Genomic DNA, 14066 nt, shown 5'->3' on the forward strand with positions numbered 1-14066 from the left:
TGGCACAAGCTCAGTCGTCCTGCCACCCCGAAAGCTTGCCGCGCAGCTTGTCGAGCGCCGCCTTCTTGATCTGGCACACTCGCGCCGCGCCCACGCCCAGCACCTGCCCGATCTCCTCCAAATTCAGCTCCTCGACAAAGTAAAGCTGGAGCACCATCGCCTCGCGCTCGGGCAGCGTCTTCACCACCGCCGCAATCGCCGCCTGCATCCGCTCGCGCGCCAGCACCTCATGCGCATCCGGCTCGTCGCTGGCAAACCAGTCGTTATGATCGGAATAAACGTCGTCGATATTCTCGACATGCGTCGTCGCCATGCTCGCCTGCGCCGCCTGATAGGCCTCCAGCGTAATGCCCAGTTCGGCCGCCATTTCGCTATCGTCCGGCGCCCGGCCCAGTTCGCCGTGCAGCCGGCGCTGCACCGCCCCCCATTCGCGCCGCCGCCGCATCGCCGAGCGCACCAGCGTCGCCCCCTTCCTCAGCTGGTCGATCATCGCGCCCCGCACCCGCATCGTCGCATAGGTGGCAAAGGCCGCCTGCCCCCGGTCCTCAAAGGCCCGCGCCGCCTCGATCAAGGCGACCATGCCGATCTGCACCAGATCCTCGACATCAATGGCGCTCGAAACCCGGCCATGCACATGCCAGGCAATCTTGCGCACCAGCCCCAGATGGCCCTGCACCAGCCGCTCCGGGTCCGGCTTTGCCGCCGGTGTCGCACTATACAGCGCTGCATCAATGCCAAGCCGCGCGTCCATCAAGCCTCTCCCATCGCCAGCTGGTCAGCCCCGCCAACCACCGCCACAACATCAACCGTCCGCTCATCGGGAATCTCGCCAAAGGCGAGCACCACCGGCTGCGGCAGCCGCACCTTCAAAAGCGTCCAAAGCGCCCGGCGCACGGTCGGCACGGTCACGATCGCAAAGCGCCGCCCCTCGCCAATCAAGGGCGCCGCCGCCCGGCTCACCGCCTCGCCCACCCGCCCGCCAAGCTCGGGGTCAAAGGGCCAGGGCTGGCCGGGTGCGGCCTTCACCGCGCCCACCAGCAGGCTCTCCAGCTCAGGCGCCAGCGCAATCGCCGCCAGCGGCTCCTTCAGCCCGGCCAGCGTCTGCACGATCGCCGGCCCAAGGGGGCCGCGCACCATCTCGGCCAGCTCGTCCGGGTCCTGCGTCCGTGCCGCAAGCGCCACCAGCGCCCCCACCAGCGTGCGCACATCGCGCAGCGGAACGCCCTCCTCCACCAGCCGCTGCACCACCTGCGTCACCACATGCAGCGGCAGCAGCTTGGGCACCAGCGCACCCGCCAGCGCCGGCGCGCTCTCGGCCAGCGTATCCAGCATCGCCTGCACCTCATCCTGCCCCACCAGCCGGTGCGCATGCAGCCCCAGCAGATGATTCAGATGCGTGCCGATCACGCTCGCGGCATCCACCACCGTATAGCCCGCAGCCGTCGCCAGATCGGCCTCGGCCGGGTCAATCCAGCGCGCCGGCAGGCCAAAGGCCGGGTCGCGCACCTCGCGCCCCGGAATCGCCGCCTCCACCGGCCCCGCCTCAATCGCCAGCATGTCATCGGGAAAGGCCATGTCCTCGCCCACCACCACGCCCGAAATCACGATCCGGTACTGAAAGGGCGGCAGCGCCAGGTCGTCCCGCACCCTCACCGGCGGCACCACCAGCCCCAGCGTTTTCGAAAGCTGCCGCCTGATCGCCGTGATCCGCCCCATCAGCGGGCTGCCCTTTGCTTCATCGACAAGGCTCACCAGCCCGAAGCCCAGCTCCAGCCCGGCCGGCGACGCATCGCTCACCTCGGCCCATTCAATCCCGGCGCGCGCCGCCGCCGCCTCGCCCGCGTCGCTCTCCGCCACCGCCTCGATGGTCACCACGCGCCGCAGCTTCCACGCCGCCCATCCCGCAGCGCTCGCACCCGCCAGCAACACCAGATGCGGCATCCCCGGCAACACCCCCATCAGCCCCAGCATCACCGCCACCGGCGTCCAGCTCTTCCCTTCCGAAAACTGGCCCACCACCTGCCCCGCCAGGTCCATCTCCGAGCCCACGCGCGTCACCACCATGGCGGTGGCAATCGACAAGAGCAGCGCCGGCACCTGCGCCACCAGCCCGTCACCCACGGCCAGCAGCAGATAGATTTTTGCCGCCTCAGCGAGCGTCAGGTCATGGCTCACCGCGCCCAAAATCAATCCGCCCACCACATTGATGGCCAGAATGAGCAAGCCCGCCACCGCATCGCCCTTCACAAATTTGGACGCACCGTCCATCGCGCCATGAAAATCCGCCTCGCGCGCCACTTCGGCGCGCCTGCTCCGCGCCTCCTCGGCGCTCAACAGCCCGGCGTTCATGTCGGCATCAATCGCCATCTGCTTGCCCGGCAGCGCATCGAGCGTGAACCGCGCCGCCACTTCCGACACCCGCCCCGCGCCCTTGGTGATCACCACCAGGTTGATGATCATCAGCACGGCAAAGACAAACAGGCCCACGACATAATCGCCCGCCACCAGAAAGCCGCCAAAGGCCTCGATCACCTGCCCCGCCGCCGCCGTCCCCTCATGGCCGCGCACCAGCACGACCCGCGTCGAGGCAACATTCAAAGACAGCCGGAGCAGCGTCGCAAACAGCAGCACGGTCGGAAACACCGAGAAATCGAGCGGCTTCCTCGTGTTGATCGCCACCATCAGCACAATCAGCGCAATGCCGATGTTCAGAATGAAGAAGATGTCGAGCAACCACGACGGCAGCGGCACCACCATCAGCAGCACCACCGCCAAAATCGCCACCGGCAGCAGCGCCCCGCGCGGGTCCGCCATCGCCGCCAGCCGCCCGAAGCGCCCGCCTGAAAATCCAGCCAGAAGTGCCGCCATGCTCAACCCCCCATCTCGGCCAGCAGCAGATAGGCCATCCGCGCCTGCAAGCTCCGGTCCGCCTCCGGCACCGGTTCCGCCGCCGGCGCAGCGCCCACAGCGCCCTTCACCCCGGTCGCAACCTTGTCCGCAATCCGCGCCATCACATCGGCAAGGCTCCGCGCCTCGCGGTCAGCCCCATAAAAAATCGCCCGGTTCGCCGCCGCCGCCTTCGGCACCACGTCCGCCGCCGCCGCGCCCGGATTGCGCGCCAGCGCCCCCAAAAATCGCGTCGCCCCTGAAAGCCCCAGCACATGCGCCAGATGCACTTCGCCCGCGTCCGGCGCGCGCCCCAGCCGCGCCTCAAGACCGGCCGCATTGTCCCGCGCCAGCGCGCCGGCCATCAGGCTGGAGGCGAAGGGGTCATCGCGCAGCGCCAAAACCGCCCGCTCGGCTGTTGCTCTCATCTTTTCCGGGCCACCCTTTTTCAGCGCGTCCGCCGCCCGCGCCAGCGCATCATGCGCGCCGCCATGCTTCGCCACCATGTCGAGCCAGGTCGCCCGGGTAAATTGAAACAGCCCGCGCGCGCTCGAGGTCGCCGCCTGCGCATCGGCGCGCAGCCCGGATTCGCTCCGCGCCTGCGCCATCAGAAAGCCAAAGTCCGTGCCCGTGCGCACCGCCGCCTGACGAACGGCATTCGCAATGCCCACCGCTCCCGTCTCGATCCGCATGCAAAAGGCCCCCTTGCTCAAAAGCTGCCATCAGGCCAGCGCATCGCCAGCCCTCCCGCTCCCCTCCAAGCAATCATCGTGCCAGCCGCCTGACCCAGGGCGGCATTCCTGCCAGTCCGGACCTATCTGGCCCCGGCCCAGCGCCCGTCGCGCCCATAGGTCAGCGCGCCCACACGCCCCGGCGGCGGCATGCCGGCCGCCGCATTGGTCACCGCCGTCAGCTTGCGCTCCACGCCGATCATCTTCGCCCGCGCCCTGAGCGCAGCTTCCGCATTCAGCCGCCGCGCCTCTTCCAGCGCCGGCCGGTCCATCTGCCCCGCCGCCACATCGGCCTGCACGGCGGCCAGCGCCTCGGTCTTTTCGGCTGTCGCCGCTTCAATCGCGGCCGCATCCTCGGCGTCCAGTGCGGCCAGCTCGCCGCGAATGGCCGCCACCAGCCGCGCAAAGCTGTCCGCCCGCTCGGCCTCGGTCATGTCCAGAGCCGCCTGGCTCATGCCCCGGCCTGCCGCAGCATCGCATCGGCAATAGCGTCAGCATCCACCACATAGCTGCCCGCGCCAATGGCCGCGCGCAGCGCCGCCACCTTGGCCGCATCCACCGGCGCCTCGGCCGCCATCTCGCGCCCAAGTCGCTGCAAAGACACATCTGCAGGCGCATCCGCGCCCAAAGCCGGCCGGCCCGCCGCGCGCACATCGGCAGGCACGCCCGCCCGGCCATTTGTCTCGGCTGTCGCCGGTGCCACCGGCTGCATGCGGCCCACGCCCTCGATCATGCCAGCTGTCCTTTCAAGAGATCTCGTCTTCATACCGCCACTAACGGCCGGAGCCGCAGCAACATTGCGATTAACGGCGCTTCACCAAGGGCCTTTAACCCTCAATCACCACCGCCCCGTCTTCGCGCACGCGCGCCCGCATCCGCCGCCCTTCACCATTCGCCCCCTTCACCCACAGCCGCCCGTCCTGCACCGCCCCATCCGCCACCGCATCCATCGACACGGTAAAGCCCTCGCCCTCCACCAACACCACCACCCGGTCGCCGCGCCGGATGGCCGGTGCCGCCGCCGCAGAGCGCGCCCGCACCACCCCCGGCTTCACCGCCACCGCCGCCTCATCGGTCCGAAACGGCAGGAACACGCGCCACGCCGGCGCCGCGCACCGCACCTCCACCCGCGCCCCCACCACGTCAAACAGCGGCGTTTCACACGCCGCCAGCTGCAACCGCTCATCCACCGCCACCGGCCGCCCGGCCACCCGCGCCGCTTCCGCCGCCAGCGCCGCCGGGTCCATCAAGGCCGCTGCCAAAACCAGTCCCATCATCACGCATCTCCCAAATAACGGCCAAACATGCGCTCCCAAGCAAGAACCGCGCCAGCCCGCCGCCACCCCAAAGCGGCAAGCGAAGCGGCAAGATCTTGCCGCCCCCGGCACCCCCTTGCCGCCCCCGCCCCTTCCCCCTCCTGCGCCCAAAACTGGCACACCCCTTGCACCGCCCCGGCCATGACCACACCCACCCTCCTCGATCGCCAGTTCGGCATCCACGGCACCGCGCTTCAGCTGCGCTCGAGCCGCATGGCCATGCTCGCCTCCAACATCGCCAATGCCGCCACGCCCGGCTACAAGGCCCGCGATCTCGATTTCCAGGCCGCGCTGGGCGCCGCCCAGAACGGCCAGAGCCCGTCGTCTGCGGTGCGCTACCGCGTCCCCGTCCAGCCCAGCCTCGATGGCAACACCGTCGAGCTCGCCACCGAACAGACGGCATTCGCCGAAAACGCGCTCCACTACCGCGCGTCGCTCAGCTTCCTCACCGGCCGCATCGAAACCCTCACCCGGGCCTTGAGGGGCGAATGATGAAAGAGCTCTCCGCCTTCGACATCGCCGGCCGCGCCATGAGCGCCCAGCTGGTGCGCCTCAACACCATCGCCTCAAACCTCGCCAACGCCGAAACCGTGTCCGGCACAGAGGCCGGCGCCTACCGCGCCATGAAGCCGGTCTTCGCCACCCAATATGCCGGCGCCACCGCGACCGTAAACGTCACCGGCATCGTCCACACAGGCACGCCCGAGCGCCAGCACCAGCCCGACCATCCGCTGGCTGACGCTGACGGCAATGTCTGGGCCGCCGGCGTCGACCCCAATCAGGAGCTGGTCGAGATGGTCGAGACCGCCCGCCAATATGCCAACACCGTCGAAGTGCTGAGCACCGCAAAAACGCTCGCTCTCGATACCCTTCGTCTGGGTCGTTGAGTTTTGGGCCGCTGAGGAGAAAAGCCATGGAAACCAACCAGATCCTGCCCGGCGTCCGGGCGCTCGCCCCGCCCGAGCCGCGCGGCGGCCAGACCGTGCTCGGCCAGGCCGATTTCCTCGCCCTGATGACCGCCCAGCTCAAAAATCAGGACCCGACCAAGCCCGTCGATAACACCGAATATGTGGCGCAAATGGCGCAATTCTCGATGGTCGCCGGCGTCGCTGAATCCAACACCACCCTCACCAAGATCGTCGAGCGGCTCGATGCCCTGCTCGCCGCAACCGAAAAGGAGTAACCCCCATGGCCTTCTACACCGCGCTCACCGGCCTCACCGGCGCCCAGGCCGAGCTCTCGACGCTCGCCAACAACATCGCCAATGTCGGCACCCACGGCTTCAAGCGGTCGCGCGTCGCCTTTGGCGACATCATCTCCGCCTCGCCGCTGCAAAACCCCAACCGCGTCATCGGCTCGGGCGGCTCGGTGCGCACCATCGCCCAGCAGTTCATCCAGGGCGCCATCGAAGGCTCCGAATCCGCCCTCGATCTCGCCATCACCGGCCAGGGCTTCTTCGTCATGAAAGGCGGCAGCGACGGCAATTCCATCACCTACAGCCGCAACGGCGCCTTCTCCACCACCGCCGACCGCTTCATCGTCGATGCCGCCGGCCGCCAACTCCAGCTCTTCCCCACCACCACCGACGGCAGCGTGCTGACCACCGATCTCGACAGCACCATCCCCGCGCGCCTGCCGCTGCAATCGGGCTTCCCCGTGGCCAGCACCTCGCTCGCCATCTCGGTCAATCTCCCGGCCAGCGCCGCGATCATCCCCGACAGCCCGATCTACACCCCCACAAACCCCTATGTCTTCGATTCCGAAAACCCCGCCACCTTCAACAACAGCACCTCGACCACCCTCTATGACAGCAATGGCAACGCGCTCGCCGCGACCATCTATTACGTCAAGCTGTCGGCGGCGTCCGTCCCCGATCCCGTCCACCGCTGGGAAGCGCGCGTGCTCGTTGGCGGCACCGAGCTGAATGTCGGCGGCACCCCGGGCATCCCGCTCGAATTCGACACCGCCGGCGTGCTCACCGCGCCCACCACCCCCCTCGCCTTCGATCCCCTCATCCTGCCGGGCGCCGAGCCGCTGACGCTCAGCGTCGATCACGGCATCGCCACCAGCCAGTTCACCGGCGGCTTCGCCCGCAATTCGGTGGCACAAGACGGCGTCCCCGTCGGCCAGCTCGAAAGCGTCGCCGTCGACCGTGACGGCATCTTCCGCGTCAGCTTCACCAATGGCGAAGTCCAGGCGCTCGGCCAATTGGCACTCGCCAATTTCAGCAATCCGCAAGGCCTCAAGGCCATCGGCGACGCCAGCTATGTCACCGCCCCGCAATCGGGCGAGCCCATCGCCGGCGTGGCGGGCCGCAACGGCTTCGGCGGCGTGCTCTCGGGCAGCCTCGAACGCTCCAACGTCGATCTCACCACCGAGCTCGTCAGCCTCATCGCCGCCCAGCGCAACTTCCAGGCCAGCGCCAAGGCGATCGAGACCGACACCACGCTGCTGCAAACCATCATCAACCAGCGCTGATGAGCACGCCGGGGGGCTGAACCATGGACCGTGTCATCTATACCGCACTCACCAGCCTCAGCGCCCGTCAGCGCGCGCAGGCGGTCACGGCCAACAATCTCGCCAACGCCGAAACCATCGGCTTCAAGCGCGAGATCATCGCCGCCGAAAGCCGCTATCTCGGCACGGAGAGTCGGCTTGGGCCAAGCCAGATCGCCCGCGCCCAGTCCGGCGCGCCCAGCCTCACAACCCCGCTCAGCGCCGGCCGCAGCCTGCCCACCGGCCGCCCGCTCGACATCGCGCTCGCCGGCGAGGCCTGGCTCGCCGTCGAAGGCCCGCCCAAAGACGGCCAGCCGACCGAAGCCTATACACGGCGCGGCGATCTCAGCGTCAGCCCGGCCGGCCAGCTCATCCTCGGCGATGGCAGCGTGCCGCTCGACACGGGCGGCCAGCCCATTCAGGTGCCGCCCGGCGCCACCCTCCAGATCGGCCCCGATGGCAGCCTCAGCGCGCTCCAAGACGGCGTCACCACGCCCATCGCCCAGCTGAAGCTCGTCGCCGGCGGCTCCAAGGAAACCGGCTTCGACAAGGCCCCCGACGGCCGCTTCACCAGCGCCACGCCGCTCGCCGCCGACCCCTCCGCCCGCCTCGTCACCGGCACGCTCGAAACCGCCAACATCAACGCCACCGAAGCCATGGTCCAGCTCGTCGAGCAATCGCGCGCCTTCGAAGCCAGCGCCCGGCTGCTGCGCACCGCCCGCGAGCTTGATGAAAGCGGCGCCCGCCTCATCCGAATGGAGAACTAGCCCATGACCTCCGCCCTGCAGATCGCCCGCTCCGGCCTTGATGCGCTCGACCAGCGCATGAAGGCCATTTCCAACAATCTCGCCAACGTCAGCACCACCGGCTTCAAGCGGGACCGCGCCGCCTTCGTCACCATGATGTACGAAGACCCCCGCCAGGCCGGCGCGCCTGCGGGTGCCGACAACCGCTACGCCACCGGCCTCGGCACCGGCACCGGCGTGCGCGTCGCCGGCACCGAGCGCATCCATGCCCAGGGCAGCCTCATCAACACCGACAATGCGCTTGATGTCGCCATCGAAGGCGACGGCTTCTTCACCATCGCACTCCCCGACGGCACCGAAGCCTTCAGCCGCGACGGTTCGTTCAAGCTCAACGCCGAAGGCGAGCTCGTCACCAATTCGGGCCTGCGCGTCCAGCCCGCCATCGCCATCCCGCAAGGCGCGCGCTCGATCACCATCGCGCCCGATGGCACCGTCTCGGCGGTGCTCCCCGGCCAGGCCCAGCCGGTCGAAGCCGGCCAGCTGCAAATCGCCCGCTTCCTCAATCCCGCCGGCCTCGCGCCGCAAGGCGACAATCTCTACCGCGAAACCGCCGCCTCCGGCCCCGCCCAGCAAGGCGCGCCCGGGCAAGACGGCGCCGGCACGCTCCGCCAGGGCGCGCTCGAAAGCTCCAACGTCAGCACTGTGCAGGAACTCGTCGAGATGATCGAGACCCAGCGTGCCTATGAAATCAACGCCAAGGTGATCAGCGCGGCTGAAGACATGTCGCGCACCATCATCCAGAACACATGAGCGACAAGATGCGCCCCCTCCTCCTCCTCCTGCTTCCCGCCACGCTGGCGCTCTCGGCCTGTGCCGATGAAGGCTTCGGCGGCGCCAAGCGCATCGCCGCCACGCTGCCGCATCCCGCCCCGCCGCTCACGCCCGAGCCGGTCCTGCCGCCCCTCCAGAGCGCAGCGACCAGCCAGGTCACCGGCAGCCTCTTCCACCCCAGCCGCTATGCCGGCCTCGCGTCAGACCGGCGCGCCAGCCGTGTGGGTGATCTGGTCACCATCCGCCTCGTCGAGCGCACCCAGGCCAGCAAGTCGGCCAGCGCCGGCAGCACCCGCAATTCCGACACCAACCTGACCCTGCCCGACGCCCCGCCCTTCAACCTCGTGCCGCAGGGTCTGCTCAGCGGCGGCAGCGCCCAGAGCTTCACCGGCTCGGGCACGGCCGCCCAAAACAACCAGCTGTTCGGTGACATCACCGTCACCGTCGCCGAAGTCCTGCCCTCGGGCGTGCTGCGCGTGGCCGGCGAAAAGCGCCTCACCCTCAACCGCGGCGAAGAGCAGGTGCAGCTCACCGGCCTCGTCCGCATCGAGGATCTCGGCCCCGACAACAGCGTCCCCAGCACCCGCGTCGCCGATGCCCGCATCCGCTACGCCGGCACCGGCCAGGTCGCCGATCAGGCCCGGCAAGGCTGGCTCAGCCGCTTCTTCGCCAAAGTGAGCCCGCTCTAGATGCTGCACCCCAGCCTCCGCCATCCCCGCCCGCGCCTGCTCTGGCTGCGCAAGCTCGTCTGGCGCGCGCAAGCCGTCGCCGCGCCCGTGGCGCTCGCCCTGTCGGCCCTGCTCATCCTCGCCTCGGCTGCCCCCGCGCGCGGCGAGCGGCTGAAAGACATCGCCCGCTGGCAGGGCGTGCGCTCCAACGCGCTCACCGGCTACGGCCTTGTCGTCGGCCTCTCCGGCACCGGCGACCAGAACCTCCAGTTCACCATCCAGTCGCTCAAGTCCGCCACCGCGCGGCTCGGCGTGCTGCTCCCCCAGGGCGTCAATCCCCAGCTCAAGAACGCCGCCGCCGTCATCATCACCACCGAGCTGCCCGCCTTCGCCCGCCCCGGCCAGCGCCTCGATGTCACCGTCTCGGCGCTCGGCCAGGCGCGAAGCTTGCGCGGCGGCACGCTGCTCATGGCCCCCATGGTCGGCGCAGACGGCGAAGTCTATGCCCTCGCCCAGGGCAATCTCGCGGTCGGCGGCTTCGGCGCGGAAGGGCGCGACGGCTCGCGCATCGTCGTCGGTACGCCAAGCTCGGGCCGCATCCCCGGCGGCGCTGCGGTCGAACGCGCCGTCCCCTCGCCCTTTGCCACCTCGGAACATCTGGCCCTCGTCCTCACCGATCCCGATTTCACCACCGCCAAAATCGCCGCCGACGCCATCAACGCCTTTGCCGGCGACGGCATGGCCAGCGCCGAAGACGCCGCCACCATCCGCATCCGCGCGCCGCAAGACCTTCAGGCCCGCATCGAACTGGCGTCCGCCATCGAAAGCCTCGACATCACACCGGCCAGCCCGGCCGCGCGCGTCATCATCAACGCGCGCACCGGCACCGTCGTCATCGGCGGCCAGGTGCGCATCCTGCCGGCCGCCGTCGCGCACGGCAATCTCACCGTGCGCATCACCGAAAACCAGTTCGCCAGCCAGCCCGGCCCCTTTGGTCGCGGCCAGACCGTCGTCACCGAACAATCCACCGTCGAGGCCGAAGAGCCGCAGGTCCGCATGGCGCTGTTCGCGCCCGGCGTGCAGCTCTCCGCCATCGTCGATGCCGTCAACGCGCTCGGCGCCGCACCCGGCGATCTCGTCGCCATTCTCGAAGCCCTCAAGGCCGCCGGCGCGCTCCGCGCCGAGCTGATCGTGATCTGATGGAGCTGCCGCCCCCCATGCGCGCCTTCGCGCTGCCGCCGCGCGGCGGCACGCCGGGCGCCGCCCTGCCGCTCCCCCGCCCCGGCTGGCCCGGCGCGCCCGAGCCCGACAAGGCGGCCGAGGCCCAAAAGGCCGGCGAACGCTTCGAAGCCATGATTATCCAGCAACTGCTCAAGAGCGCCCGGCCCAGGACCAGCCTCGCCGGCCCCACGCCATTGGCCGCCGGTCAGGATGTCGTCCACGAACAGACCGAGCGCCTTCGCGCCGAAGCCATGGCCCGCAGCACCCCGCTCGGCATCGGCCAGACCCTGATCGAAGAGGCGAAATGAGCGACCTCCTCTCCATCGGCAGCCAGGGCGTCCGCGCCTATCAGGCCGCGCTCTCGGTCACCGGAGACAATGTCGCCAACGCCGACACCGCCGGGTTCAGCCGCCGCAAGGTCGCGCTACTCGCCGGCCCCAGCGGCAGTGGCAGCATCCTGCAGCGCGTGCCGGTGGCGGGCAGCGGGGTGATGGTCGGCGGCATGACCCGCGCCACCGACGCGCTCAAGGTCAATGCCGCGCGCATCGCGACGGGCGACCATGCCCGCTTCGCCGCCCGCGCCGATTGGCTCGCCCGCATCGAGACGACCCTTCAAAGCGCCCGCCTCGATGAAAATCTCGCCGCCTTCTACGATGCCGGGGCCGATCTCGCCGCCGCCCCCACAGCGCCGGCCGCCCGTGCCCTGTTCCTGGCTGCGGGCGAAGAAGCCGCCTTCTCCTTGCGCACACTCGGCAACGACCTCGCCCGGCTCGAGGCCGATCTCGGCACGGCCACATCCACCGAAGCGGGCGAAATCAACAGCATCACCGAAGCACTGGCCCGCACCAACGAAGAGCTGCGCCGCACCCAGGCCAGCAGCGCCCCCAGCCTCGCGCTGCTCGACAGCCGCGACCAGCTCCTCGCCGAACTCGCAGCCCGCATCCGCATCACCGTCACCGAAGGCAGCAGCGGCGCCGTCACCGTCCGGCTCGGCACCACGCCCGCCGGTGCCACGCTCGTCCCCGAATTCGGTACCCCCCACCCGCGTCGCCGCCCGGAATGGCCCATCAGGGGCCGAACTCATCCTCGATCCCACCCACAGCGCCACCCCCGTCCGCCTGCCGCTCTCCGGCAGCCTTGCCGGCCTCATCGAAGCCACAAGCACGCTGGCCGATCTGCGCACCAACCTCGACGACCTCGCCGCCCGCTTCACATCCGAAACCAACAGCTGGCACGAAACCGGCACCGACCTCGCCGGCAACCCCGGCCAGCCGCTGTTCACCAGCGCGAGCCTCGAAGCCTCTCCCGGCCGCGCCAACGCCGGCACCGCCGCCCTTGATTTCACCATCGCCGACCTCGCCCCCCTCAGCCCGTCCGGCTACCGCCTGATCACCGATGCGTCAGGCTACACCCTCGAACGGCTCGACGGCACCGCCAGCATCACCGGCCCCGGCCCCCTCACCCTCGACGGCGTGACCGTCGCCCCCACCCAGGGCGCCCGCCCGGGAGACAGCTGGACCCTCACGCCGCTCTCAGGCGCCCGCGCCGTCTCCTTGCGCCCCCTCACCCCCGCCGAAGTCGCCGCCGCCGCCCGCTACACCACCGACGCCAGCCCCCTCAACGCCGGCACCGCCACCCTCACCGCCACCCCCGACCCGCTCGCCGCCGCCGTCATCGCCCCACCCCCCCTCACCCTCACCGTCACCGCCCCAAACACCCTCGACCTCATCGACCCTGCCACCGGCACCATCCTCGCCACCCTCCCCTTCACGCCGGGCGCCCCCATAGAAGGCGACGGCTACAGCTTCACCCTCGACGGCACCCCCCAGCCCGGTGACAGCTTCCGCCTGCTCGCCACCGGCCCGGCCAGCGCCGACAACAGCAACGCCCGCGCGCTCGCCGACATCCGCGCCCGCTCCGGCCCCAGCGGCACCATCGAACAGACGCTCGACGCCCAGTCCGCCACGCTTGGCACAAGGCTCGCCGAAACCAGCCGCCTCGAAGCCGCCGCCCGCGGCCTGCGGGATGACGCCGCCCGCGCCGCCGATGCCGTCGCCGGCGTCGATCTCGACCGTGAAGCCGCCGAGCTCACCCGCCTGCAAATGGCCTACCGCGCCAATGCCCAGGTCATCCAGGCCGCCCGTGACATCTTCGACGCCATCCTCGGAGCCGCCCGATGAGCCTCGCCCCCACGCCGCCCTCGGCCATCAACACCCGCGCCACCTTCACCACCAGCGTCGACCGCATGAGCGCGCTCTCGCAGCGCATCGCCGACACGCAGGAGGCCGTCTCCACCGGCCGCCGCATCAACCGCCCGTCCGATGATCCCGTCGCCTCGGCCCGCGCCGCCACGCTCCGCCGCGAGCTCGCCCAGTCCGCCACCACCAGCCGCAACATCGACGCCGCCACCCGCCGCCTCAACAGCGCCGAAATCACGCTCGCCGCCATGGGTGATCTCGTGCTTCGCGCCCGCGAACTCGCGCTCGCCGGCACCAACGCCACCATCAGCGCCGATGACCGCGCCGTCATGGCGCAGGAAGTCGAAAACCTCGCCGCCAGCCTCCAGGCGCTGGCCGAAACCCGCGATGTCGACGGCGTCCCCCTCTTCTCCGGCAGCCGCACCACCGGCCCCGTCTACGCCCCCGATGCCATCGGCACCCGCATCTGGCAGGGCGAAGGCCAGCCGCCAGCCATCGCGCTCGGCACCACCACCATCGAAACCGGCCTCACCGGCCCGCAAGTCTTCGGCACCACCACCCCCCCCAGCCCCGAGCGCCCGGACGGCACCGCCGATCTCTTCGCGTCCATGGCCGCGCTCGCAGACGCGCTGGCAGACCCCGACCCCGAAACCCGCACCCCGGCGCTCGAATCCGCCCTCGCCGCCCTCGAAACCCACAGCGCCAGCCTCACCGACGCCCAGGCCCTGCTCGGCACCCGCGCCGCCCGCCTCACCTCGGAGCAAGACCGGCTCGCCGCGCAGACACTCTCAAGCCAGATCGACCTCTCCCGCCTCGAAGACACCGACATGGCCAGCAGCATCGCCGAGCTGCAACGCCTCCTCAACGTCCTCGAAGCCGCCCAGGCCAGCTTCGCCCGCACCGCCAACCAATCGCTCTGGGATCTCTTGCGCTAACAGCGGTTAACCCTGCCGCCCCTAACGTTCCCCGTCCC

17 protein-coding genes and 1 pseudogene are annotated in these 14066 nt (G+C 70.0%); 12 read left to right on the plus strand and 6 right to left on the minus strand.

Features of this window, described 5'->3' with window-relative positions; all coding sequences use genetic code 11:
- Positions 1–10: 10 nt before the first annotated feature.
- The 6 genes from fliA to ACMVO5_RS05485 all read right to left on the minus strand — a co-directional run bounded on the left by fliA (position 11) and on the right by ACMVO5_RS05485 (position 4894).
- A complete protein-coding gene (fliA, locus tag ACMVO5_RS05460; RefSeq protein ID WP_416909051.1) occupies positions 11–751 on the minus strand; it encodes an RNA polymerase sigma factor FliA in 741 nt (246 codons plus the stop codon).
- Complete coding sequence (flhA, locus tag ACMVO5_RS05465; protein WP_416909052.1) at positions 751–2868, minus strand: flagellar biosynthesis protein FlhA; 2118 nt, start codon at positions 2866–2868, stop codon at positions 751–753. Before flhA ends, fliA begins: the two co-directional genes overlap by 1 nt.
- A gap of 2 nt (positions 2869–2870) precedes the next feature.
- Positions 2871–3578 (minus strand): lytic transglycosylase domain-containing protein, encoded by a 708-nt coding sequence (locus ACMVO5_RS05470; protein WP_416909053.1) that lies wholly within the window; start codon positions 3576–3578, stop codon positions 2871–2873.
- 122 nt (positions 3579–3700) lie between these two features.
- The gene (locus ACMVO5_RS05475; RefSeq protein ID WP_416909054.1) at positions 3701–4072 is read right to left on the minus strand and encodes a hypothetical protein; all 372 of its coding nucleotides are present in this window, start codon (positions 4070–4072) and stop codon (positions 3701–3703) included.
- Entirely contained in the window at positions 4069–4350 is a 282-nt protein-coding gene (gene flgM, locus ACMVO5_RS05480) for a flagellar biosynthesis anti-sigma factor FlgM (protein WP_416909055.1), read from the minus strand. The genes ACMVO5_RS05475 and flgM overlap by 4 nt, the downstream gene beginning before the upstream one ends.
- Positions 4351–4444: 94 nt before the next feature.
- Entirely contained in the window at positions 4445–4894 is a 450-nt protein-coding gene (locus tag ACMVO5_RS05485) for a hypothetical protein (protein WP_416909056.1), read from the minus strand.
- Positions 4895–5074: 180 nt separating this feature from the next.
- On the opposite strand from ACMVO5_RS05485, the gene ACMVO5_RS05490 reads away from it, so the two are divergent.
- From ACMVO5_RS05490 to flgL, 12 genes and pseudogenes are all read left to right on the plus strand, one after another.
- Entirely contained in the window at positions 5075–5425 is a 351-nt protein-coding gene (locus ACMVO5_RS05490) for a flagellar basal body rod protein FlgB (protein WP_416909057.1), read from the plus strand.
- On the plus strand, positions 5422–5820 hold the full coding sequence (gene flgC / locus ACMVO5_RS05495) for a flagellar basal body rod protein FlgC (RefSeq protein ID WP_416909058.1): 399 nt from the start codon (positions 5422–5424) through the stop codon (positions 5818–5820). Before ACMVO5_RS05490 ends, flgC begins: the two co-directional genes overlap by 4 nt.
- 26 nt (positions 5821–5846) lie before the next feature.
- Entirely contained in the window at positions 5847–6116 is a 270-nt protein-coding gene (locus ACMVO5_RS05500) for a flagellar hook assembly protein FlgD (protein WP_416909059.1), read from the plus strand.
- A gap of 5 nt (positions 6117–6121) precedes the next feature.
- On the plus strand, positions 6122–7411 hold the full coding sequence (locus ACMVO5_RS05505) for a flagellar hook protein FlgE (RefSeq protein WP_416909060.1): 1290 nt from the start codon (positions 6122–6124) through the stop codon (positions 7409–7411).
- Between the two features lie 23 nt (positions 7412–7434).
- The gene (locus ACMVO5_RS05510) at positions 7435–8196 is read left to right on the plus strand and encodes a flagellar hook-basal body complex protein (RefSeq protein ID WP_416909061.1); all 762 of its coding nucleotides are present in this window, start codon (positions 7435–7437) and stop codon (positions 8194–8196) included.
- A gap of 3 nt (positions 8197–8199) precedes the next feature.
- Positions 8200–8985: a flagellar basal-body rod protein FlgG gene (gene flgG, locus ACMVO5_RS05515; protein ID WP_416909062.1), complete on the plus strand. Its 786-nt coding sequence runs from the start codon at positions 8200–8202 to the stop codon at positions 8983–8985.
- Positions 8982–9695, plus strand: coding sequence for a flagellar basal body L-ring protein FlgH (locus ACMVO5_RS05520; RefSeq protein ID WP_416909063.1), 714 nt, complete (start codon positions 8982–8984; stop codon positions 9693–9695). The genes flgG and ACMVO5_RS05520 overlap by 4 nt, the downstream gene beginning before the upstream one ends.
- A complete protein-coding gene (locus ACMVO5_RS05525; RefSeq protein ID WP_416909064.1) occupies positions 9696–10874 on the plus strand; it encodes a flagellar basal body P-ring protein FlgI in 1179 nt (392 codons plus the stop codon).
- Positions 10874–11203, plus strand: a complete 330-nt coding sequence (locus tag ACMVO5_RS05530) for a hypothetical protein (RefSeq protein WP_416909065.1) — start codon at positions 10874–10876, stop codon at positions 11201–11203. Before ACMVO5_RS05525 ends, ACMVO5_RS05530 begins: the two co-directional genes overlap by 1 nt.
- A pseudogene (locus ACMVO5_RS05535) lies at positions 11200–11856 on the plus strand (FlgK family flagellar hook-associated protein); the annotation flags it as partial. The gene ACMVO5_RS05530 and the pseudogene ACMVO5_RS05535, both read left to right, overlap by 4 nt.
- 46 nt (positions 11857–11902) lie before the next feature.
- Positions 11903–13075: a FlgK family flagellar hook-associated protein gene (locus ACMVO5_RS05540; RefSeq protein WP_416909066.1), complete on the plus strand. Its 1173-nt coding sequence runs from the start codon at positions 11903–11905 to the stop codon at positions 13073–13075.
- Positions 13072–14028, plus strand: a complete 957-nt coding sequence (gene flgL, locus ACMVO5_RS05545) for a flagellar hook-associated protein FlgL (RefSeq protein WP_416909067.1) — start codon at positions 13072–13074, stop codon at positions 14026–14028. The genes ACMVO5_RS05540 and flgL overlap by 4 nt, the downstream gene beginning before the upstream one ends.
- Positions 14029–14066: the final 38 nt, after the last annotated feature.

It is taken from the genome of Polymorphobacter sp., assembly GCF_048007885.1.
Classification (GTDB): Bacteria; Pseudomonadota; Alphaproteobacteria; order Sphingomonadales; family Sphingomonadaceae; genus Sandarakinorhabdus.

Coding starts and splice junctions, on each gene's coding strand:
- fliA (WP_416909051.1), bottom strand. CDS start 751: ATGGACGCGCGGCTTGGCATTGATGCAGCGCTGTATAGTGCGACACCG.
- flhA (WP_416909052.1), bottom strand. CDS start 2,868: ATGGCGGCACTTCTGGCTGGATTTTCAGGCGGGCGCTTCGGGCGGCTG.
- ACMVO5_RS05470 (WP_416909053.1), bottom strand. CDS start 3,578: ATGCGGATCGAGACGGGAGCGGTGGGCATTGCGAATGCCGTTCGTCAG.
- ACMVO5_RS05475 (WP_416909054.1), bottom strand. CDS start 4,072: ATGAGCCAGGCGGCTCTGGACATGACCGAGGCCGAGCGGGCGGACAGC.
- flgM (WP_416909055.1), bottom strand. CDS start 4,350: ATGATCGAGGGCGTGGGCCGCATGCAGCCGGTGGCACCGGCGACAGCC.
- ACMVO5_RS05485 (WP_416909056.1), bottom strand. CDS start 4,894: ATGATGGGACTGGTTTTGGCAGCGGCCTTGATGGACCCGGCGGCGCTG.
- ACMVO5_RS05490 (WP_416909057.1), top strand. CDS start 5,075: ATGACCACACCCACCCTCCTCGATCGCCAGTTCGGCATCCACGGCACC.
- flgC (WP_416909058.1), top strand. CDS start 5,422: ATGATGAAAGAGCTCTCCGCCTTCGACATCGCCGGCCGCGCCATGAGC.
- ACMVO5_RS05500 (WP_416909059.1), top strand. CDS start 5,847: ATGGAAACCAACCAGATCCTGCCCGGCGTCCGGGCGCTCGCCCCGCCC.
- ACMVO5_RS05505 (WP_416909060.1), top strand. CDS start 6,122: ATGGCCTTCTACACCGCGCTCACCGGCCTCACCGGCGCCCAGGCCGAG.
- ACMVO5_RS05510 (WP_416909061.1), top strand. CDS start 7,435: ATGGACCGTGTCATCTATACCGCACTCACCAGCCTCAGCGCCCGTCAG.
- flgG (WP_416909062.1), top strand. CDS start 8,200: ATGACCTCCGCCCTGCAGATCGCCCGCTCCGGCCTTGATGCGCTCGAC.
- ACMVO5_RS05520 (WP_416909063.1), top strand. CDS start 8,982: ATGAGCGACAAGATGCGCCCCCTCCTCCTCCTCCTGCTTCCCGCCACG.
- ACMVO5_RS05525 (WP_416909064.1), top strand. CDS start 9,696: ATGCTGCACCCCAGCCTCCGCCATCCCCGCCCGCGCCTGCTCTGGCTG.
- ACMVO5_RS05530 (WP_416909065.1), top strand. CDS start 10,874: ATGGAGCTGCCGCCCCCCATGCGCGCCTTCGCGCTGCCGCCGCGCGGC.
- flgL (WP_416909067.1), top strand. CDS start 13,072: ATGAGCCTCGCCCCCACGCCGCCCTCGGCCATCAACACCCGCGCCACC.